The organism is Nonomuraea typhae, from assembly GCF_009760925.1.
In the GTDB taxonomy this organism is placed as follows: Bacteria; Actinomycetota; Actinomycetes; order Streptosporangiales; family Streptosporangiaceae; genus Nonomuraea; species Nonomuraea typhae.
In genome coordinates this window covers 146,796-166,509 of record NZ_VRLV01000007.1, presented here as the reverse complement: position 1 = coordinate 166,509, position 19,714 = coordinate 146,796, and the positions used below count along the sequence as shown (strand labels likewise).

At 69.8% G+C, this 19,714-nt stretch carries 20 protein-coding genes; 9 read left to right on the top strand and 11 right to left on the bottom strand.

The features are described from left to right. Positions 1–15 precede the first annotated feature (15 nt). From FVE25_RS26725 to FVE25_RS26690, 7 genes are all read left to right on the top strand, one after another. Positions 16–1,473, top strand: a complete 1,458-nt coding sequence (locus FVE25_RS26725; protein ID WP_343046161.1) for an MFS transporter — start codon at positions 16–18, stop codon at positions 1,471–1,473. Between the two features lie 268 nt (positions 1,474–1,741). Next, on the top strand, positions 1,742–2,017 hold the full coding sequence (locus FVE25_RS26720) for a hypothetical protein (protein ID WP_157249826.1): 276 nt from the start codon (positions 1,742–1,744) through the stop codon (positions 2,015–2,017). A 743-nt stretch (positions 2,018–2,760) separates the two neighbouring features. Continuing rightward, on the top strand, positions 2,761–4,047 hold the full coding sequence (locus FVE25_RS26710; protein WP_157249824.1) for an ABC transporter substrate-binding protein: 1,287 nt from the start codon (positions 2,761–2,763) through the stop codon (positions 4,045–4,047). After that, on the top strand, positions 4,044–4,970 hold the full coding sequence (locus FVE25_RS26705) for a carbohydrate ABC transporter permease (protein WP_157249823.1): 927 nt from the start codon (positions 4,044–4,046) through the stop codon (positions 4,968–4,970). Before FVE25_RS26710 ends, FVE25_RS26705 begins: the two co-directional genes overlap by 4 nt. Continuing rightward, the gene (locus FVE25_RS26700) at positions 4,967–5,770 is read left to right on the top strand and encodes a carbohydrate ABC transporter permease (RefSeq protein WP_157249822.1); all 804 of its coding nucleotides are present in this window, start codon (positions 4,967–4,969) and stop codon (positions 5,768–5,770) included. Before FVE25_RS26705 ends, FVE25_RS26700 begins: the two co-directional genes overlap by 4 nt. Continuing rightward, positions 5,767–7,137, top strand: coding sequence for a GH1 family beta-glucosidase (locus FVE25_RS26695; RefSeq protein WP_157249821.1), 1,371 nt, complete (start codon positions 5,767–5,769; stop codon positions 7,135–7,137). Before FVE25_RS26700 ends, FVE25_RS26695 begins: the two co-directional genes overlap by 4 nt. A gap of 12 nt (positions 7,138–7,149) precedes the next feature. Further along, positions 7,150–8,145, top strand: a complete 996-nt coding sequence (locus tag FVE25_RS26690; RefSeq protein WP_157250178.1) for a LacI family DNA-binding transcriptional regulator — start codon at positions 7,150–7,152, stop codon at positions 8,143–8,145. 161 nt (positions 8,146–8,306) lie between these two features. Here the strand turns inward: FVE25_RS26690 and FVE25_RS26685 are convergent, their stop codons facing one another. The 9 genes from FVE25_RS26685 to FVE25_RS26645 all read right to left on the bottom strand — a co-directional run bounded on the left by FVE25_RS26685 (position 8,307) and on the right by FVE25_RS26645 (position 16,373). Beyond that, the gene (locus FVE25_RS26685) at positions 8,307–8,834 is read right to left on the bottom strand and encodes a carboxymuconolactone decarboxylase family protein (protein WP_246267493.1); all 528 of its coding nucleotides are present in this window, start codon (positions 8,832–8,834) and stop codon (positions 8,307–8,309) included. After that, on the bottom strand, positions 8,831–10,348 hold the full coding sequence (locus tag FVE25_RS26680; protein ID WP_157249820.1) for a glycoside hydrolase family 13 protein: 1,518 nt from the start codon (positions 10,346–10,348) through the stop codon (positions 8,831–8,833). The genes FVE25_RS26685 and FVE25_RS26680 overlap by 4 nt, the downstream gene beginning before the upstream one ends. A gap of 4 nt (positions 10,349–10,352) precedes the next feature. Then, positions 10,353–11,213, bottom strand: a complete 861-nt coding sequence (locus FVE25_RS26675) for a carbohydrate ABC transporter permease (protein WP_157249819.1) — start codon at positions 11,211–11,213, stop codon at positions 10,353–10,355. Next, a complete protein-coding gene (locus FVE25_RS26670; protein WP_157249818.1) occupies positions 11,210–12,133 on the bottom strand; it encodes a carbohydrate ABC transporter permease in 924 nt (307 codons plus the stop codon). Before FVE25_RS26670 ends, FVE25_RS26675 begins: the two co-directional genes overlap by 4 nt. Beyond that, positions 12,133–13,476, bottom strand: coding sequence for an ABC transporter substrate-binding protein (locus tag FVE25_RS26665; protein WP_157249817.1), 1,344 nt, complete (start codon positions 13,474–13,476; stop codon positions 12,133–12,135). The genes FVE25_RS26670 and FVE25_RS26665 overlap by 1 nt, the downstream gene beginning before the upstream one ends. A gap of 98 nt (positions 13,477–13,574) precedes the next feature. Beyond that, a complete protein-coding gene (locus FVE25_RS26660; protein ID WP_157249816.1) occupies positions 13,575–14,558 on the bottom strand; it encodes a LacI family DNA-binding transcriptional regulator in 984 nt (327 codons plus the stop codon). A gap of 47 nt (positions 14,559–14,605) precedes the next feature. Next, positions 14,606–14,836: a DUF6343 family protein gene (locus tag FVE25_RS26655; protein WP_157249815.1), complete on the bottom strand. Its 231-nt coding sequence runs from the start codon at positions 14,834–14,836 to the stop codon at positions 14,606–14,608. A 13-nt stretch (positions 14,837–14,849) separates the two neighbouring features. Next, entirely contained in the window at positions 14,850–15,542 is a 693-nt protein-coding gene (locus tag FVE25_RS26650; protein WP_157249814.1) for a maleylpyruvate isomerase family mycothiol-dependent enzyme, read from the bottom strand. Between the two features lie 105 nt (positions 15,543–15,647). After that, the gene (locus FVE25_RS26645) at positions 15,648–16,373 is read right to left on the bottom strand and encodes a hypothetical protein (protein ID WP_157249813.1); all 726 of its coding nucleotides are present in this window, start codon (positions 16,371–16,373) and stop codon (positions 15,648–15,650) included. Positions 16,374–16,547: 174 nt separating this feature from the next. Between FVE25_RS26645 and FVE25_RS26640 the strand changes: the two genes are divergently transcribed. Further along, positions 16,548–17,435: a sugar kinase gene (locus tag FVE25_RS26640; protein ID WP_157249812.1), complete on the top strand. Its 888-nt coding sequence runs from the start codon at positions 16,548–16,550 to the stop codon at positions 17,433–17,435. Between the two features lies 1 nt (position 17,436). Here the strand turns inward: FVE25_RS26640 and FVE25_RS26635 are convergent, their stop codons facing one another. Then, positions 17,437–17,682, bottom strand: a complete 246-nt coding sequence (locus tag FVE25_RS26635; RefSeq protein WP_157249811.1) for a type B 50S ribosomal protein L31 — start codon at positions 17,680–17,682, stop codon at positions 17,437–17,439. Between the two features lie 28 nt (positions 17,683–17,710). Then, positions 17,711–18,421, bottom strand: coding sequence for an SDR family NAD(P)-dependent oxidoreductase (locus tag FVE25_RS26630; RefSeq protein ID WP_157249810.1), 711 nt, complete (start codon positions 18,419–18,421; stop codon positions 17,711–17,713). 120 nt (positions 18,422–18,541) lie between these two features. On the opposite strand from FVE25_RS26630, the gene FVE25_RS26625 reads away from it, so the two are divergent. After that, a complete protein-coding gene (locus tag FVE25_RS26625; RefSeq protein WP_343046166.1) occupies positions 18,542–19,684 on the top strand; it encodes an MFS transporter in 1,143 nt (380 codons plus the stop codon). Positions 19,685–19,714: the final 30 nt, after the last annotated feature.

The window sequence follows — 19,714 nt, the reverse complement described above, 5'->3', positions numbered from 1 at the left end:
TGGCCCGTCAGGCTGGTGGGTCTGAATTGGGTCGCCCCGAGCCGCCCCGTCTGGTTACCGTGGCCTTCCGCTGCGGACGCCGACGATTTTCTGTCGGTGCCTAGGTCAATAGTGGTGTCCATCACACTCTCCGAGGAGATCCGCACCATGTCCGAACCGACCGTCAACGAACAGGGCGCGCGCTGGCTGCGCGGCCCGCTGCGCCCGTTCCAGCACGGCCAGTACCGTCTGCTCGCCGGCTCCCTGACCGCGTCCGTGCTGGGCGAGGGCCTGTGGCTGATGGCCATGGTGTGGCAGGTGATCGCCCTCAAAGGCCAGGCGGGCGAGTTGTCCGTCGTGGCGACCGCCTCCGCGGCGGGCATGCTGGCCACGGTCCTGCTCGGCGGGGTGATCGCCGACCGCGTCTCCCAGCGGCGCGTCCTGATGATCACCGAGCTGACCCTGACCGTCACCGCCACGGCCATCGCCGCCCTGTCCCTGACCGGCGTGATCGAGCTGTGGCACCTCGCGGTGGTGGCGTTCGTGCGCGGCGTGGGCAGCGGCTTCTACTACCCGGCCTATTCCGCGATGCTCCCGTCGATCGTGCCCGCCGACCACCTCCTGGCCGCCAACGGCGTGGAGGGCGTGCTCCGCCCGGTCGTCATGCAGGCCGCCGGTCCCGCCATCGCCAGCTTCCTCGTCTCCGCGCAGGGCCCCGGCGCGGCCCTCGCCGTAGGCGCCGGAACCCAGCTGGTGGCCATGGCCTTCCTGGTCTTCATGCGCCCCGTGCCACTGCGCCGCGACCAGTCGGCGGAGGAACCCCGCCACCCGGTCAAGTCCATGGCCATCGACCTGCGCGACGGCTTCGTCTACATGCTGCGAACCCCTTGGCTGCTGGCCACGCTCCTGTTCGCCTCCCTGATGATCCTGGTGATCATGGGCCCCATGGAGGTCCTGATCCCGTTCGCGGTCAAGGACGGCACCGGCGGCGGCCCCGAGGAACACGCGATGGTCATGACCGCCTTCGGCATCAGCGGCGCCGTGGCCTCTCTCTTCATGGCCTCCCGCAAGCTCCCCCGCCGCTACCTCACGGCCATGAACCTCATGTGGGGCGTGGCCTGCCTGCCGTTCATCTTCATCGGCGTGGCCGGCAACATCTGGCTCATCGTCGGAGCAGCCTTCCTCACCGGCGCCCTGTTCAGCGCCCCGATGGTCATCTGGGGCACCCTCCTGCAACGCCGAGTCCCCCCGGAGCTGCTGGGCCGCGTCTCCAGCCTCGACTTCTTCGTCTCGTTGGTCTTCATGCCCCTGTCGATGGCCCTGGCCGGCCCGGTGAGCGAACTGATCGGCCTGGCCCCGACCTTCATCATCGCCGGCATCATCCCTCTGCCCATCGCCATCCTGGCCATCGTCCTGGCCCGCATGCCCGCCGACGAACTAGCCCACCCCCTCGACCACACCGACTCCCCCGAGCCCGCCCAAACCCACCCCTGAACCCCACACAGTCCGCCGCCCCGGGCTTCCCCACGGGAGACCGCCCAGGGTGGGGAGGCGCGAGAAGAGCACCTCAACCCGGGCACGCGGGAAGACCGCCAACCCCAGGTCCGGCCGAACCGGGCCTGGGGCGGGAACTGGGGTGGCTGGGACGGGTGGCCGGGGACGGGCGGCTGAGGGACGAGGTGAGCCCGGGGAGAAGATCTGCCTCGGCCGAGTCGGTCGTAGACCGGATCGGGTGTGGGCGGATCGAGTGTGACCGGATCGGGTGTGGGCGGTCCGGGTGTGGGCGGTCCGGGTGTGGGCGGTCCGGGTGTGGGCGGTCCGGGTGTGGGCGGTCCGGGTGTGGGCGGTCCGGGTGTGGGCGGATCGGGTGTGGGCGGTCCGGGTGTGGGCGGATCGGGTGTGGGCGGTCCGGGTGTGGGCGGATCGGGTGTGGGCGGTCCGGGTATGGGCGGATCGGGTGTGGGCGGTCCGGGTATGGGCGGATCGGGTGTGGGCGGTCCGGGTATGGGCGGATCGGGTGTGGGCGGGGACGAGGTGAGCCGGAGGGGGAAGCTGCCCCGGGCCGGCTGGCCGGGCACCAGGTTGCCGGCCGCCGCGCCGCTCCACCAGCCCCGGCCCGGGGAGGTGCCGCGGTAGCCCGCCTCGGCGACCAGGTCGGCCGAGGGAAGGTGATCGGCCCAGGGGGCGGAGGCCAGGTCCGGAGGATGGTGGCCATCCGGGTGGGAGTGGAGTCCGGCCCCCGGCGATAGGCGGTTGGGTGACGGCCCCTGGACCGGGGTGATGGAGCCCGGGCCGAGGTGACAGAGCCGCCAGGTGGTGGGGGCTCCCAGCGGTCGGGGCCTCCCAGGTGGTGGGGGCTCCCAGGTGGGGTGGGGGCTGCCGGGTGATCGGGGCCTCCCGGGTGGTCGGTGCCTCCGGGTGGTCGGTGCCTCCGGGCGGTGGGGCTTCGGGCGGTGGGGCTTCGGGCGGTGGGGCTTCGGGCGGTGGGGCTTCGGGCGGTGGGGCTCCGGGCGGTGAAGGTTTCCGGGGGCAGTTGGTTGGCGTGGGTCCGGTCTTCTGGGGCTGTGCCGGACCGCTCACGGGTTTGGGCTGTGAGAGCGCTCCCAAAGGGCGGACACCCCGGGCTTCACCTGCGGGAACGCCTTGAGAGACATGAGAGAGCGTTCTCTCATCAGCGTCAGATCGTTATCTAAGTTCCGTTGACGAGCTGCGGTGAGCGGCGGGATAACTCTGAGAGAGCGCTCTCTCACCTAGTTCCCAGGAAAGCTTGGAGGGTTTCCCATGACCCCTCGTGTGCGACTGCTCGCCGTACCACTCGTCCTTGCCCTTGCCACCGCCTGCGGAGGCGGAGGCGCGACCGGCGGCGGGGGTGCCGCGTCCGCTCAGCCTGCCGAGAAGGTCAAGCTCACCATCGGCCTCTTCGGCGACTTCGGCTTCAAGCCGCTCTACGAGGAGTACAAGAAGACCCACCCCAACGTCGAGATCGTCGAGCAGGTCACGCAGTTCAACGACCACCACAACAACCTGGTCAAGCGGCTGGCGACCAACGCGGGGGCGGCGGACATCGAGGCCGTGGAGGTGGGGTATGTCAGTACGTTCACCGCGCTGCCCGGCAAGTTCCACGATCTCAAGCAGTTCGGGCTGGACAAGCGGCAGGGCGACTACCTCGACTGGAAGTGGCAGCAGGGGCTCAGCAAGGGCGGGCAGCAGGTGCTCGGGCTCGGCACGGACGTGGGCGGGCTGGCCATGTGCTACCGCAAGGACCTGTTCGAGAAGGCCGGGCTGCCCACTGACCGGACCGAGGTGGCGGGGCTCTGGCCCACCTGGGAGAGCTACATCGAGACGGGCAAGAAGTTTGCCGCGGCGAAGGTGCCGGGGGCCAAGTTCGTGGATGCGCCGGGTGAGATTTTCCGGGCGATGGTCAACCAGGCTCCGGTCGGGCTGTACGACGCCCAGGACGCGATCATCGTGGGGTCCAACCCGGCCGTGAAGAAAGCCTGGGATCTGGCCAATCAGATCTCCCAGAACGAGCTGTCGGCGAAGCTGGCCGCGTTCACGCCGCCGTGGAACACCGGGTTCGCCAAGGGGTCGTTCGCCACGATCATCTGCCCGGCGTGGATGACGGGCTTCATTCAGGAGCAGGCCAAGAACGCCTCCGGCAAGTGGGACATCGCGGCGGTGCCCGGTGGGTCGGGGAACAGCGGCGGGTCCCACCTCATGCTGCCCAAGCAGGGCAAGCACCCCAAGGAGGCGGCGGAGCTGATCGACTTCCTGACGTCCAAGGAGAGTCAGGCGAAGGTGTTCAAGGAGGAGGGCACGTTCCCGTCGATTCCGGCGCTCTATGACGATCCGTCGATCCAGTCGTTCACCAAGCCGTTCTTCGGTGACGCGCCGATCGGCAAGATCTACTCCGACGCCGCCAAGGCGCTCAAGCCCCAGCACCTCGGGCCGAAGGAGGCCGACGTGCGCACGGCGATCGGCAACGGGCTGGGCCGGGTCGAGCAGGGCAAGCAGACTCCGGACGAGGCGTGGGCCCAGGTGCTCCAGGACGTCGCGACGATCAAATGAGCGCCATCCCCTTGACGCTGCTCCGAAGGCGCAGGTACGCGGCCGGCGCGAAGGTGTCGCCCTACGCCTATGTCGCGCCGTTCTTCCTGCTATTCTGCGCCTTCGGGTTGTTCCCGCTGATCTACACCGCGTGGGTGTCGCTGCACGAGTGGACGCTGTTGTCCGACGAGCACACGTTCATCGGGCTCGGGAACTTCGGGACGCTGCTCGGCGACCCGTACTTCTGGAACGCCACCTTCAACACGCTGTCCATCGGGATCATCTCGACGGTGCCGCAGTTGCTGCTGGCCATCTGGCTGGCGCACCTGCTGAACCGGCCGCTGCGGCTGCAGACGTTCTTCCGGGTCAGCCTGCTGCTGCCGAACGTGACCAGCGTGGTGGCGGTGGTGGTGATCTTCAGTCAGCTGTTCGGCCGGGACTTCGGGCTGATCAACTGGGTGCTGGGCGGGTTCGGGGTCGGCGCGATCGACTGGGCGGCGGGTACGGCCAGCTCGCACGTCGCCATCTCGGTCATGATCATGTGGCGCTGGACCGGCTACAACGCGCTCATCTTCCTGGCGGCGATGCAGGCCGTACCCAGGGACCTGTATGAGGCGGCCACGATCGACGGCGCGTCCAGCTTCACGCAGCTGCGGAAGATCACGGTGCCGATGATCCGGCCGACGATCGTCTTCGTGGTGATCGTCTCGACGATCGGCGCGATGCAGATCCTGGCCGAGCCGCTGTTGTTCGGCGGCTCGCTGGTGACCGGCGGGCCGGATCGGCAGTTCCAGACGCTCTCGCTGTTCGTCTACGAGCACGGCTTCAGCAAGTTCGACTTCGGCTACGCCTCGGCGGCCTCCTGGGTGATGTTCCTCTTCGTGGTCCTCGCGGCCGGGGTGAACTACCTGCTCACCCGCCGGATGAAGGGAGGGCTGCGATGAGGTTGCGGTATCTGACGCTGATCGCGGTGGCCTTCTTCTCCGCCTTCCCGCTCTACTACAGCGTGGTGGTGGCCTCGCGGCACAACTCGGCGCTGGCCGAGGTACCGCCGCCGCTGCTGCCGGGCGGGAACTTCTTCGCCAACGTCCAGCGGGTCTTCGACACGGTGCCGTTCGCGCTGGCGCTGGTGAACTCGGTGCTGGTGGCCGGGGCGATCTCGGTGGCGGTGATGTTCCTGTCGACGCTGGCCGGGTTCGCCTTCGCGAAACTGCGCTTCCGCGGCCGCAACGCGATGTTGCTGATCACCGTCGGCACGATGATGGTCCCGGCCCAGCTCGGGATCATCCCGCTCTACATGCTCATGGTGAAGCTGGAGTGGACCGGCACGATGTACGCGCTGGTCGTGCCGGCGCTGGTCAACGCGTTCGGGGTGTTCTTCATGACCCAGTTCCTGGAGCGGGCGCTGCCCAACGAGCTGCTGGAGGCGGGGCGGGTCGACGGGGCCGGCACGTGGGGGCTGTTCTGGCACGTGGTGCTGCCCGTGGCGCGGCCGGCGATGGCGGTGCTGGGGATGCTGACGTTCATGTCGGCGTGGAACGACTATTTCTGGCCGCTGGTGGTGCTCACGCCCGACAACCCGACGGTGCAGGTCGCGCTGTCGACGCTGGCCAGCGGCTATGTCAACGACTACGTGCTGGGCCTGGCGGGGACGGCGATCGGCACGCTGCCGCTCGTCCTGGTCTTCGCGGTGTTCGGCAAGCAGATCATCGGCGGAATCATGCAAGGAGCTGTTAAGGGATGACTTTCCCGGAAAACTTCGTCTGGGGCGCGGCCACGGCCTCCTACCAGATCGAGGGGGCGGCGAAGGAGGATGGGCGCGGCCCGTCGATCTGGGACACCTTCTCGGGTACGGCCGGCAAGGTCCACAACGGCGACACCGGCGCCGTCGCCTGCGACCATTACCATCGCTACGCCGACGACGTGAAGCTGATGCGCGAGCTCAACCTGGCCGCCTACCGCTTCTCGATCGCCTGGCCGAGGATCCAGCCGGACGGCAGCGGCCCCATCAACCCCGCGGGTCTGGATTTTTACGACAGACTCCTGGATGAGCTACTAAAGGCCGAAATTTCGCCGTACGTGACGCTGTATCACTGGGACCTCCCCCAAGCCCTCGAAGACCGGGGCGGCTGGGCAGAACGCGACACCGCCCACCGCTTCGCCGACTACGCGGCAGCCGTACACGCCAGGCTGGGTGACCGGGTCGAGCAGTGGGCCACGCTCAACGAGCCCTGGGTCGCCGCCTTCCTCGGGTACGGCAACGGCGTCCACGCCCCCGGCCGCAAGGACGCCGCCGCCGCCATGCGCGCCGCCCACCACCTGCTGCTCGGCCACGGCCTGGCCGCGCGGCGGCTGCGCGAGCAGGGCGCCCGGAGCCTCATGCTGGTGGTCAACTCCGCCCCGGTCCTGACGCCCGCCCAGGTCGACGACCCGGCCGCCGCCCTGTCGGAGGAGGACGCGGCAGCCGTACGGACGATCGACGCGCTCCTCAACCGCCAGTTCCTCGACCCCGCGCTGCGCGGCGAGTACCCCGCGGAGGTGCTGGCGGCGGCCGAGCGCAACGGCGGCACCGCGCACATCCGCGACGGCGACCTGGCGATCATCAACGCCCCGATCGACCTGATCGGGGTGAACTACTACAACCCCTGCGTGGTCCGGGCCGCGCCGGGCACGCCCGCCGACCCCGCCTGGCCCGGCTCGGAGGACGTGGGCTTCGCCGCCGCCGACGCGCCGGTCACCGCGATGGGCTGGCCGGTCGTGCCCACGGGCCTGTCCAGGCTGCTGGTACGGCTCTCGCACGACTATCCGCAGGCCGGTTTCATGGTCACGGAGAACGGCGCCGCCTACGACGACGTGCTCGAGGGCGGCCGGGTACGCGACGCCGACCGGCTGGCCTATCTCGACGGGCACCTGCGCGCGGTCGATCTGGCCATCAAGCAGGGCGCCGACGTGCGCGGATACCTGGTGTGGTCGCTGCTGGACAACTTCGAGTGGGCCGAGGGCTACCGGCGCCGCTTCGGCATCGTGCACGTCGACTACGCCACCCAGGCGCGAACCCCCAAGGACAGCGCTCTGTGGTACCGCGACGTCATCGCCAGGAACGGACTGTAGATTCCTAGCGTGATAAAACGTCCGACGTTGGAGGCGGTCGCGGCGCGGGCCGGAGTGTCACGTGCCACCGCCTCCCGGGTCGTCAACGGGCAGACGACCGTGGCGCCGGGAATCCGCGACGCGGTGTTGCGGGCCATCGACGAACTCGGGTACGTGCCCAACAGCGCCGCCCGCAGCCTCGTCACCCAGCGGACCGACTCGATCGCGCTGGTCGTCTCGGAGCCGCCGTCCCGGGTCTTCGCCGACGACCCGTTGTTCTCCACAGTGATCAGGACGGCCAGCGTCGAACTCGAGGCGGCCGACAAACAGGTCGTGCTCATGCTGGCCTCCTCCCCCAAGAGCCACGCGCGGGTGGAGCGCTACATCGCCGGCGGGCACGTCGACGGGGTCATGCTCATCTCCATGCACGGCGCCGACCCCCTGCCCGCCGCCGTCTCCCGGCTGCGCGTGCCCGTCGTCTCGTACGGCAGGCCGGCCGTACCCGTCGACATCCCGTTCGTCGACAACGACAACGTGGGCGGCGCGGAATCGGCGGTCCGGTACCTCCTGGACACCGGCCGCAGGCGGATCGCCACGATCGCCGGCCCCCTGGACATGATCGGCGGCCAGGACCGGCTGACCGGCTACCGCAACGTGTTGCGCGAGTCGGATCGGCGCTCGATCGTGGCGGTGGGCGACTTCACCCGCGAGTCGGGCGCGACCGCGATGCGCCAGTTGCTGCGCGACGACCCGGAGCTGGACGCGGTCTTCGTGGCCAACGACCTGATGGCGGTCGGCGCGCTGCAGGCGCTGCGGCAGGCGGGCCGCCGGGTTCCCGGCGACGTGGCGGTGGTGGGCTTCGACGACATCGAGGCGGCCAAGTACACCGAGCCGCCGCTGACCACGGTCCGGCATCCCGTCTTCGACCAGGCGGCGGCGATGGTCCGGCTGCTGTTGTCGTTGTTCGAGAACGGCCCTCGGGAGCCGATCATCCTGCCGACCGATCTGATCATCCGGGAATCCGCGTGAACCGGGTGCAACCGGCGGGAGCCCCCCGGTAGCAGTGACGGATCTGACGAAGGGCGCGAAGGTGGTCGTCGCCGATTCCCGTTACGTGCATGACGGGTTCCCGCGGACGAGGCCCTGAAGCCGGTCTCCCCCGCGCCCTCTCCTTGCCTGACGGCGTTCGTCTAGACGCGGAAGACCCGCAGCTGGAGGGCCAGGGTGCGGTAGTAGCCGACCAGCGTGGTCAGCTCGAACACCACCTGCTCGGGCAGCAGCGCGTACTCCTCCTCGTCCAGGTCGCCCCTCGTGACCAGGGCGCGGACGATCCGGTACACGGCCCGCTCCCCCGCGTCGTCGAGGTCGGGCGGCGTACCGGCGCGCAGCGCGTCGAGCTGCTCGTCGGTGAAGCCGAGCGGCCGGGCCAGCGCCTCGTGGGCCCGCCGTTCGAAGGCGCTGTCCATCGAGTTGGCCACGACCAGCGTGGCCAGCTCGCGGCAGCGGTCGGTGAGCCGGGAGTGGTAGCGGACGGCCGCGCCGAGCGCCTGAAGGGCGTCGCCGAGCGGCGGGCTGAGCAGCATCGCGTTGAACGGGCCGATCAGCGTCCCGTCCGAGGAGGTCACCGAGGCGCCGCGCGGCCCCGAGGTGATCGTGTCGTAGACCGCGCGGGCCGCCGGATCCAGCCGGTCGGGCGGAAAGGGGATGAGTCGGGTCACGTTTGCCGATCGTAGAGCCAGGCGGTGGTGTCCGCAGGGAGGTGTCCATCGGTCAGCGGGCCGCTGGTCAGGACGGGGTCGCCGGGCGGGAGCCGGACCGGCTCGGCGCCGAGGTTGGTGACGCTGGTCAGGCCGGAGTCCCGGGTGAACGCCAGCACGCCGGGGCCCAGGTCCAGCCAGGTCATGGTGCCGTCGCCGAGCAGTTCGCGGCGCAGGCTCAGGGCCCGGCGGTAGAGGGTGAGCATGGAGCCCGGGTCGGCGCTCTGGGCCTCGGCGGTCAGCGCGGCCCAGCCCTCCGGCTGGGGGAGCCAGGTGGGCGCACCGCCGAAGCCGTAGGGAGGTTCGGCGCCGGACCAGGGCAGGGGGACGCGGCAGCCGTCACGGCCCCGGTTGGCGCCGCCGGAGCGGGCGTACATGGGATCCTGGCGGGCGGCGTCGGGCAGGTCCTCCACCTCGGGGAGGCCGAGTTCCTCGCCCTGGTAGACGTAGACGCAGCCGGGCAGCGCCATGGCCAGCAGCGCCGCCGCCCGTGCCCGGCGCACCCCGAGCACCGGGTCCGAGGGGCTGCCGTGCAGGGCGCCGCCGTGCGCGAAGGACGTGTCGGCCCTGCCGTACCTCGTGACCGGGCGGGTGACGTCGTGGTTGGCCAGCACCCACGTCGGCGGCGCGCCGATGGGGGTGTGCGTGGCGAGGGTCAGGTCGATGACGCGGCGCAGCTCGGCGGGCTCCCACGGGCAGGACAGGAAGTCGAAGTTGAAGGCGGTGTGCAGCTCGTCGGGGCGCAGGTAGCGGGCGAAGCGCTCCTGGTCGGGCAGCCAGAGCTCGCCGATGAGGATCCGGTCGCCGTACTCGTCGGCGATCTCCCGCCAGCGCCGGTAGACGTCGTGGACCGGGTCGAGGTCCTCCCAGCGCGTCTCGTCCTTGACCAGCAGCGCGGCCGAGTCGACGCGGAAGCCGTCCACCCCGCGCTCGAACCAGAAGCGCAGCACGTCCTCGAAGTCGGCGCGCACCTCGGCCGAGTCCCAGTTGAAGTCCGGCTGTTCCGGGGCGAACAGGTGCAGGTACCACTGCCCGTCCGCGACCTGCGTCCACGCGGGGCCCCCGAAGATCGACTGCCAGTCGTTCGGCTCGTCGCGGAACCAGAACCGCTCCCGCGCGCCCGGGTCCGCGAGCGCCTCCTGGAACCAGGCGCTCGCGGTGGAGCTGTGGTTCGGCACCACGTCGATGATCACCTTGATGCCCAGCCCATGCGCCTCGGCGATGAACTTCTCCGCCTCGCCCAGCGTCCCGAAGACCGGCTCGATCCCGCGGTAGTCGGCCACGTCGTAGCCGCCGTCGGCCATCGGCGACGGGTACCAGGGGTTGAGCCAGATCGCGTCCACACCAAGGTCCTTGAGGTACGGCAGGCGTCCCCGGAGCCCGGTGAGGTCGCCCGCCCCGTCCCCGTTGCCGTCGGCGAAACTACGCAGGTACACCTGGTAGATCGCGGCCCCCCGCCACCACGCTTGCGACATGTGGTTACCCCTTGATGCTTCCGGCGGTGAGGCCCGCCATGATGTGCCGCTGGAACAGGAAGAACACGATGACGGCCGGGATGCTGGCGATGACCAGGCCGCCCATGATCGCGTTCTGGGTCACCTGGCCGGCCGTCTGGGACAGGCCCACGGAGACCGTCATCTTGTCGCTGTCGGACAGGACGAGGAACGGGTAGACGAAGTCCCGGAAGACGTTGACCACGGTGAAGATGGAGACGACGCCGAGGATGGGCCGCGAGACGGGCAGCACGACCGACCACAGGAGGCGCAGCGGGCCGCCGCCGTCGATTTCGGCGGCTTCGAGCAGCTCGCGAGGGATCGAGTCGAAGAACCGCTTGAGCAGGAAGATGTTGAACCCGTTGACCGCGGCCGGGAGCCAGATGGCCCACGGCGTATTGAGCAGGCCGAAGTCCACGACCGTGACGTACAGCGGGATGAGCACGACCATCGGCGGGATCATCAGCGTGGCCAGCATCGCGCCGAGGATGAATCCGCCGAACACCGGCCGCAGCTTCGACAGCGCGAACGCCGCGGTGACGTCGATGACCATGGTGAAGGCCCAGGCGCCGAGCGCGTAGACGCCGGTGTTGCGCAGGAGCGTGCCGATGTCGAACAGCTCCCACGCCTCCAGGAAGGCGTCCAGGCTCGGGCTGGCCGGGAAGAGCGTGGGCGGCATCTGGGCGATCTCCTCGCCCGTCTTCATCGCCCCGGTGATCATCCAGTAGAGCGGGAAGACGAACGCGAGCGTGAAGGTCACCAGCACCGTGATCAGGACCAGCCAGTACAGGCGGCGGCCCCACCGGGAGTTGAGCTGGAGGGGCGAGATGATCGTGCGCGTCGTCATCGCCGCTCCTGGCGGGTGAGACGCAGCTGCACGACGGCGAAGGCGAGCAGCACGGTCATGAGCATGAGGCCGAGCGCGCCGCCGGCGCCGTAGTTGCCGCCGTAGACGAAGGCGTACTGGTACATGAGGTAGGCGACGGTCAGCGTGGCGTTCTCCGGGCCGCCGAGTGTGAGCATGAACGGCTCGATGAACACCTGCATGGTGGCCACGATCTGCAGCATCAGCATGAGCAGCAGGATCAGCTTGGTCTGCGGGATCGTGATGTGCCGGATCCGCCGCCAGATCCCGGCGCCGTCCAGTTCGGCGGCCTCGTAGAGCTCGCCGGGGATGTTCTGCAGCGCGGCCAGGTAGATGAGCGTGCCGCTGCCCAGGTTCATCCAGGTGGAGACGATCACCAGCGAGATCAGCGCGGTGCCGGTCGAGTCGAGCCAGGCCGCCCCGGGGATGCCGAAGACGGCCAGGATCTGGTTGAACAGCCCAGGCCCCGGGTCGAAGAACCACCGGAACATCAGCACCGAGACGATCGGCGGCAGCATGACCGGCAGGTAGACCACGAAGCGCAGGTAGGCGCGGGCGTGGCGCAGCTCGTTGAGCACGATCGCGATCGCGAACGGCACCACGTACCCGCACAGCAGGGCCAGGACGGTGAACTCCAGCGTGTTGAGCCAGGCTTCGCCGAAGGCGGGGTCGGCCACCACGGTTCGGAAGTTCTCCAGCCCCACCCAGGCCGGCTCGTCGATGAGGTTCGTCTGCTGGAAGCTCAGGATGAACGTGCGCACCATCGGATACCAGGCGAAGACCGCGAAGCACGCCAGGGCGGCGCACAGGAATCCGTAGGCGGTGAGGTTGCGCCGGAGGGAGCGGCCGAGGCGCGACGGCACGTGCGCCCGCCGCCGCGTCCCGGCATCGGCGATCAGCATCAGTTCTTGGCCAGGATCGTGTTGGCCTTGCTCGCCGCGTCGGCCAGCAGCTTGTCGATGTCGGCGTCCCTACGGCTGAGCACGGCCGACATGGCCACGTCCAGGATGGCGTAGAGCTCCTGCGCCTTGGGCGGCTCCAGCTTGGCGGGAATGGCCGCCGAGCCGTCCGTGAACGGCTGGAAGTTCGCCACCGGCAGCGTGGCGAACTGCTTCTGCAGCTCGGTGATCTTCTTGCCGGAGGGCGAGTCGCCGAAGAGCGTGTTGTTGGGCAGGCCGACGGGGTTGCCGATGGTCTTGGCCCGCTCGTAGTCGAAGACGCCCCGGCCGGGCGTGGTCCAGTAGAAGTCGATCCACTGCAGCCCGGCCTTGGCCTCTTCGGGGGTGGCCTTCGGGTTGATCATGAAGCCTTCGCCGCCGGACAGCGACGCCTTCCCCTCGGGGAAGGGCCCGATGCCGTAGTCGGCGAACTGGCCGCTGAACTTGTTGACCAGATCGGGCACGACGTCGGGGGCGCCGAGCATCATGCCGGTCTTGCCGCTGCCCATGGCCTGCATGAGCGACTCCCAGCCGACCAGGAGCTTGGTGCCCATGCTGTTGTCGCTCCAGCGCAGGTCCTTGAGGAACTGCAGGACGGCCTTGCCTTCGGGGCTGTTGAAGGCGGCCTGCTTGCCATCCGCGGTGACCATCTCGCCGCCGCGGCCGTAGATGGCCTGGTTGAAGTGCCAGCCGCCGGTGTTGCCGCCGCTGTACTCGCCGTAGCCGACGTGGCCGGGGCCGAGGGCGGCGATCTTCTTGGCCGCCTCGCGCACCTCGGCCCAGGTCTTGGGCGGGGTGTCCGGGTCGAGCCCCGCCCGCTGGAACAGCGTACGGTTGTAGACCAGGCCGACGCTGTAGGTGCTGGTCGGGATGCCGTAGATCTTCCCGCCCGCGCTGTAGGGGGTCATGGTGGCGGGCGAGAAGTCGCCGAAGTTCTTGATCTCGCCGGTCAGGCCGGTGATGTCGCGGGCCTGGCCCTTGGCGATGACGTCCTGGGTGTTGGTCACCGGGACCCGGAAGACGGTCTCCATCTGGCCGCCGGCCAGCTTGGGCCCGAACGTCTTGGGGTCGAAGCACGGCTGCTGGTCGGTGCTGACGACCGTGACGTCCGGGTGCAGCTTCTGGAAGGCGGCGACGTCGTCGTCCCAGACCTTGCGGTTGCGGGGGTCGCTCTTGGCGGGCTGGCACGCCACCTTGATCGTCACCTTGCCCTCGGTGGTCGCCGAGGGGGTTGTCGTGCCACATGCCGCCGGTCCCGCCAGTCCTGCGACGAGAAACAGCGCCATGGCTCTGCGAGTGCTGTGCATGGATCTGACCCTTCTGGTGCGATCCCGTGGTGTGGCCCACACGATAGGTTCGCGGACAGAAGGCTGCAATAACTCGACAGATATATGCAAGATAACGATTAGGCGCGGGCGGTCGAGGCCCTCACCACGAGCTCGGGCTCGAACAGCAGCTCGTCGGCGGGCACGGCGGCCTTGCCGATCTGCGCGACCAGCAGGTCGACCGCCGCCCTGCCCATGGCGTCGATGGGCTGGCGCACGGTGGTCAGGGGCGGGTCGGTGCAGTTCATGAGCGCCGAGTCGTCGAAGCCGATGACCGAGACGTCCTCGGGTACCGAGCGGCCCGCCCGCCGCGCCGCGCGCACCGCGCCCAGCGCGAGCAGGTCGCTGGCGCACACGATGCCGGTCACCTCGCGCCCGACCAGCCGCGCCGCCGCCGCGTGCCCGCCCTCCAGCGAGAACATCGTCTGCTCGACCAGCGCGGGGTCGCCGCCGCCGTCGAGGAAGGCGGCGAGCTTGCGCCGCGAGGGGACGTGGTCGGCCGGGCCGAGCACCATGCCCACCCGCTCGTGGCCGAGCGCCCGCAGGTGGCCGAGCGCCATCTCGGCGGCCACGGTGTCGTCGCAGGAGACCTGCGGGAAGCCGAGGTGCCCGACGGCCGCGTTGACCAGCACCGTGGGCAGCTTGCGCTCCAGCAGCAGCTCGTAGTGGCCGTGCGCGGCGTCGGCCTGGGCGTAGAGGCCGCCGGCGAAGACCACGCCGCTGACCTGCTGCTGCAACAGCAGATCGACGTACTCCGCCTCCGTCACCCCGCCGACGGTCCTGGTGCACAGCAGCGAGGTGAACCCCTGCTGCGCCAGCGCCCCGCCGACCACCTCCGCGAAGGCGGGGAAGATCGGGTTCTGCAACTCGGGCAGCACCAGGCCGACCAGCCTCGCCCGGTCGCCGCGCAACTGGCTGGGCCGCTCGTACCCGAGCACGTCGAGGGCGGTCAGCACCGCCTCCCGCGTCGCCTCCGACACCCCGGGCTTGCCGTTGAGCACGCGACTCACGGTCGCCTCGCTCACTCCGACCTTCTTGGCCACCTCTGCCAGTCGTCGCGTCATGCGCAAATCATACGACGATCAGCGCAAGAAATTACCATCGTTTGCGTTCACTTGCGGCGGCGCAGCAGCATGATGTCACCCGCGGCCACCAGCGCCACGGCGGCGGCGATCACCGCCTCCCAGCTCCACACCTCCTCCCCCGTCACCTTCGCCCTCCAGGCGAAGAAGGCGGCCAAGGCCACCCCCGCCACCAGGGCGATCACCGACAGGATCCGGCGAAGGCGCACCGGGCTGCGCGCGTTCACCGGCTCCGTACCCTCCCTGTCACGCAACCACATGATCGGCCTCCCTTCAGGCCAGGCACCGCAACGCCTCGGCGAGCCGGGGATCGGTCTCCGGACTCGCTCTGCCCACGGTCGCGTTGACGAACTCGGGGTAGGACAGCCCGGCGCTGAGGTCGCCCGCGTTCACCCAGATCTGGTCGGCGGTCTGTTCGACCTGAATCTTCGTGTCGTGCTCGGCCAGGGCGAAGCGGCCCACCGCCACCCGCCACAGCGTCCGGTCGTGGAACTCCTCCTCGCCGACCGGAGCACCGATGTCGTCGGCGTGGGTGGCGTACTCCGAGTCGTAGTGGAAGGTCTGCGAGCCGACCGGGTAGGGGCCGACGAGCGTGTCGAGGGTGGCGTCACGGCCCAGGGCGCGCATGCGGGCCCGCGTCTCGCCGTTCTTCTCCCGCCACTCCGCCAGGACCTGGCCCACGGGCACGCCGCGGCGCTGCCGTACACACCACTCGTTGAACTCGTTGAAGCCCGTGATGCCCTCGGCCGCGAGACCGGCCATGAGCTGCTGGACGATGCCGTCCAGGGCGGCGTGGTTGTACAGTTCCTCGCCGGCCAGGTGGGCCAGCACGTCGCGCACCGACCACCCCGCGCAGCGCGTGGGCCGCTCCCAGTCCGCGGCGTCGAGGCCGGAGAAGAACACGTCGAGCCGGTCGGCCTCGGCGTCGAAGATGGCGAACGGATCGTAGTCCTTGAGCAGGTCCATAACTGTGTGCTACCGCACAGTGGCCCTCACGAACCTTTACGCGCCTGTCCATGCGAAGAGCCCGGCCCCTTCCGGGACCGGGCTCTCACAGGTGACTATCGGGGCTTAGTGCCAGCGCACGACCCGCACGTAGTCGCGGCCGCTCTCGGAGCTGTTCAGCTCGTCGCTGCCCTCGTAGACGGCCTTGAAGGTGCCGGACTTCCAGGCACGCGTCTTGGCGTAGAACTTGCCGCCCCACTGCGTCTTGCCGGAGGCGACCCACTTCCAGCCGCTGTGGCCGTTGGCGCGGTAGTAGATGTCCACCTTCTCGCCGCGGACACCCTCCCAGCCGTCGTCGTCGACCTGGAGGCGGCCGGAGAAGTAGATGTTCTTGCCCTTACGGACCTTGTACGGGTCGGCGTTGAACCGGGTGATCCGGGTGTCGGACTTGCCGCCCTCCTCGACGTCGACCGAGAAGTACGCGGTGTCCTCGGCGACCTTCTTGCCGTCCTTGTTGAACGCCTCGGCGATCGCGCTCCACTTGCCGTCGTAGTCGTTGTCGTTGAAGACGGTGGAGAAGCGCCAGCTCTGGTGGTTGACGGTCTTGTCGGTCAGCGCGCGGAAGGTGTTGCCCTCGGGGCGGACCTTGACGGTCACCTTCTCGATGTCGCTGCTGGCGTTGACCTTGATGTAAGCGGTCGTCTCGCCGCCCTTGGGGACTACGACAGGGTTGGGCGAGATGTCCTGAATCTCGACGGAAGCCGCCCGCGTCTGGGCGGTTGCAGTGCCCCCGGTCAGCAGCATCGCCCCACCGACCATGGCGGAAACGACGCCGACTGCGATCTTCTTCATGAGGGTGCTAATCCTCTCAGTGCTCTGAAACCGTCTCGGGATAGCCGGTTTCCTCACTTACTTGGAGGCGTGAAGCGAGAAGAAAGTTGGCCAAAGTGACAAGAAACTTTTGACCATGCGGTTGACCTGGGGTGGAGCAGAAAAATCCGTTATGGGCGGCTACAGTCGGGCCCCATGAGCGATGTGTACACCCTGGGCGCCGCCATGGGTGTCGTCTCCAGCGGCCGGGTCCGTCATGACAGCGAGGCCAGGCTCGACGTGTGCGGGCCGGAGTTCTCCCTGGCCGTCGGGCTGGCACGGCTCGGGCACCGGGTGGCCTTCCTCGGCAAGGTGGGCGCGGACGAGCTGGGCGCGCGGGCGCTGTCCGTGCTGCGCGGCGAGGGCGTGGACATCGCCGACACGCGGGTGGACGACAGCGCCACCACGGGGTTGCTGCTGAAGGAGTCCAGGGTCGGCTACCCCGGCCTGACCTCCTACTATCACGGCGGCTCCGCCGGAACCCGGCTGGCGCCGGGCAACGTCCCCATCGACCGGATCGGGTCCGCGCGGCTTCTGCACGTCACCGGCACCACCGCGGCGCTCAGCCACGACTGCCTGGAGGCGGTCCGCATCGCGGTCAACGCCGCGCGCAACGCCGAGGCGCTCATCTCCTTCGCGGTCACCTACCGGCCCTCGCTGTGGCCGTCGGTGCGCACGGCCGAGGAGGTGCTCGGCGAGCTGGCCTGCGCCTCCCACCTGCTGTTCGTCAGCCAGGACGAGCTGGACCTGGTCAAACCCGCGCTCACCGCGGAGCGGGAGGTGGTCGTCAGCCGGGGCGCGAAGGGCTTCAGCGTCCGGGCCGACCGCATGCGCTACGACGTGCCGCGGACACAGGTGCCGATCGTGGACGTGGCCGGGTCGGAGGAGGCGTTCGCGGCCGGCTACATCTCCGCCGCGCTGGACGGGCTCACGCCGCCGGAACGCCTCCAGCGGGGCGCCGCGCTGAGCGCCGCCGCCACCACGGGAGCCAGCGAGTGGGAGACGCTTCCCACCCGGTCGGACCTGGGGCGGTTCGCCCCGTGACTCACTTCTTGCCGTAGCGCTGCTGGAAGCGCTCGACCCGGCCCGCGGTGTCCAGGATGCGGCCGCGGCCGGTGTAGAAGGGGTGGCTGGCCGAGGAGACGTCCACGTCCACCACCGGGTAGGTGTTGCCGTCGGTCCACTCGATCGTCTGCTCGCTGATGCGGGTCGACCGGGTGAGGAAGGCGTAGTCCGCGCTCTTGTCACGGAAGACGACGGGACGGTACGCGGGGTGCAGGTTCTTCTTCATGGCCGCCTCAACCACGTGGCAATGGTTTTCATTCCCGTGCTTCGGGGTCGAATCCGAGGGCCGTCCTGCCGCCGTCCACCGGGACCGTCGCGCCGTTGACGAACGAGGCCGCCTCCGACAACAGGAACGCCACCACCCGCGCGATTTCATCCGCCTCGGCCACCCTGCCGATCGGGTGCAGGCGGGCCATCTCCCGCTCCACCTCCGGGGTGACCAGGCGCGCGTACCTGCCCGTGGCCACCGAGCCCGGGGCCACGGCGTTGACCCGGATCCCGCGCCTGCCGTACTCCACCGCCAAGGCCCTGGTCAGGCCCTCGACGGCGGCCTTGGCCGTGGCGTACGGCAGGGCGCCGGGCACCGCCCGCGCGGCCTGGTGGGAGGTCAGGTTGACGATGGCGCCGGCCGTACCCTGGGCGAGGAAGGCCCGGACCGCGATCGCGCAGCCCACGACGGCGAGGTCGAGGTTGGCGGCGATCAGGCGGCGGACCTCCGCGATCGGCGCGTCGTGCACCGACGCGTCGCCGAAGACGGCGGCGTTGTTGACCCAGCCCTCGAGGGGGGCGGCTCTGGCGGCCGCTTCCATGGCCGTCCGCTCGTCGGCGGCGTCGCCGACGATGGTGGTCACGCGGTCGTCCCGCTCCGCCGGGAGGGCGCGGTCGATGACGACGACCCGGCCCGGCAGCCGGTGGACGATGGCCAGGCCGATGCCGTTGCTGCCGCCTGTTACGACGTAAGCCATAGTGTGCTCTATCTCACCACATGGACGGATTTATCCGGGGGCAGGGTTCTTTACGTGATCGTTGAGGATCGGCGCGGGTTTGCGCGTTCCGCACGGCCGGCGCTTCCCGAGCCCGAAGGAATGCGGATGATCGCCGCGCTGGCGATCACTCAGACCGCTGGTTTCGGCGTTCTTTACTACGCTTTCTCAGTCTTTATTACGCCGATGTCGGCGGAGCTTCGGGCGAGCGTGCCCCAGCTCGCCGGCGCGCTCACGCTCTCCGTGCTCGTGTCCGGGCTCGTGGCGCCGCTGGTCGGCGGCTGGCTCGACCGCCACGGCGGGCGCGGCCTCATGACGCTCGGCTCCGCCCTCGCCGCGGGCGCCGTGCTGGCCTGGTCGCAGGTGCAGAACCTGCCGCAGCTGTACCTCGTCTGCGCGGTGCTCGGGCTCGCGTCGGGAATGGTGCTCTACGAGGCCGCCTTCGCGGTGATCGTCGCCTGGTTCGACGCGGCGCGGCGGCCGCGGGCCCTGCTCGCCGTCACGATCGTCGCCGGCTTCGCCTCCAGCATCTTCCTGCCGGTCACGGGCTTCCTCGTCGACCGGTACGGCTGGCGGACGGCACTGGTCGTGCTGGCCGTCGGGTACGGGCTGCCGGCCGTACCCCTGCATTGGTTCGCGGTGCGCAGGCGGACCGTGGAGCGGCCGCCGCCCACCCGCGCGGCCGTCGGCGCGGCCCTGCGCGAGCGCCCGTTCTGGCTGCTGGTGGTGGCGTTCCTGGCGCAGACGGGCGCGGTGGCCGTGATGGGCGTGCTGCTCGTGACCTACCTGATCACGCTGGGCCACCCTCCGCTCTTCGCCGCCACCGTCGCCGGGCTGCTCGGTGTGCTCTCGGTGACCGGTCGCGTGGTCACCACCGGATTGCAGGGCCGCTACCGCATCGCGCTCGTGGCCGCCACCGTCTTCGCCCTGCAGGGCGTGGCCGCGCTTCTGCTGCTCTTCCTCGGCCGCAGCACCTCCGGCGCGATCGCCGCGGTGGTCCTGTTCGGGCTGGGCTTCGGCGTCGCGACCCTCGCCAGGCCCGCCCTGCTCGCCGAGAGGTACGGCACGGCCGCCTACGCCTCCATCAGCGGGGCCCTGGCCCTGCCGATCACCGTGGCCAAGGCGGTGGCACCACCGCTGGCGGCGCTGATGGGGTTCGAGCTCGCCATGGGGGCCGTCGCATTCTGCTGTATCGCCGGAACTGTCGGGCTGATCGCCTACGATCGCCGTGGGCGAACGCCCTGACCCCGTCCCCGTCGTCACGTAAGGTAGCCG

Coding starts and splice junctions, on each gene's coding strand:
- FVE25_RS26625 (WP_343046166.1), top strand. CDS start 18,542: ATGCGGATGATCGCCGCGCTGGCGATCACTCAGACCGCTGGTTTCGGC.
- FVE25_RS26655 (WP_157249815.1), bottom strand. CDS start 14,836: ATGTGGTTGCGTGACAGGGAGGGTACGGAGCCGGTGAACGCGCGCAGC.
- FVE25_RS26680 (WP_157249820.1), bottom strand. CDS start 10,348: ATGTCGCAAGCGTGGTGGCGGGGGGCCGCGATCTACCAGGTGTACCTG.
- FVE25_RS26650 (WP_157249814.1), bottom strand. CDS start 15,542: ATGGACCTGCTCAAGGACTACGATCCGTTCGCCATCTTCGACGCCGAG.
- FVE25_RS26695 (WP_157249821.1), top strand. CDS start 5,767: ATGACTTTCCCGGAAAACTTCGTCTGGGGCGCGGCCACGGCCTCCTAC.
- FVE25_RS26640 (WP_157249812.1), top strand. CDS start 16,548: ATGAGCGATGTGTACACCCTGGGCGCCGCCATGGGTGTCGTCTCCAGC.
- FVE25_RS26710 (WP_157249824.1), top strand. CDS start 2,761: ATGACCCCTCGTGTGCGACTGCTCGCCGTACCACTCGTCCTTGCCCTT.
- FVE25_RS26700 (WP_157249822.1), top strand. CDS start 4,967: ATGAGGTTGCGGTATCTGACGCTGATCGCGGTGGCCTTCTTCTCCGCC.
- FVE25_RS26705 (WP_157249823.1), top strand. CDS start 4,044: ATGAGCGCCATCCCCTTGACGCTGCTCCGAAGGCGCAGGTACGCGGCC.
- FVE25_RS26645 (WP_157249813.1), bottom strand. CDS start 16,373: ATGAAGAAGATCGCAGTCGGCGTCGTTTCCGCCATGGTCGGTGGGGCG.
- FVE25_RS26630 (WP_157249810.1), bottom strand. CDS start 18,421: ATGGCTTACGTCGTAACAGGCGGCAGCAACGGCATCGGCCTGGCCATC.
- FVE25_RS26670 (WP_157249818.1), bottom strand. CDS start 12,133: ATGCTGATCGCCGATGCCGGGACGCGGCGGCGGGCGCACGTGCCGTCG.
- FVE25_RS26635 (WP_157249811.1), bottom strand. CDS start 17,682: ATGAAGAAGAACCTGCACCCCGCGTACCGTCCCGTCGTCTTCCGTGAC.
- FVE25_RS26660 (WP_157249816.1), bottom strand. CDS start 14,558: ATGACGCGACGACTGGCAGAGGTGGCCAAGAAGGTCGGAGTGAGCGAG.
- FVE25_RS26665 (WP_157249817.1), bottom strand. CDS start 13,476: ATGCACAGCACTCGCAGAGCCATGGCGCTGTTTCTCGTCGCAGGACTG.
- FVE25_RS26675 (WP_157249819.1), bottom strand. CDS start 11,213: ATGACGACGCGCACGATCATCTCGCCCCTCCAGCTCAACTCCCGGTGG.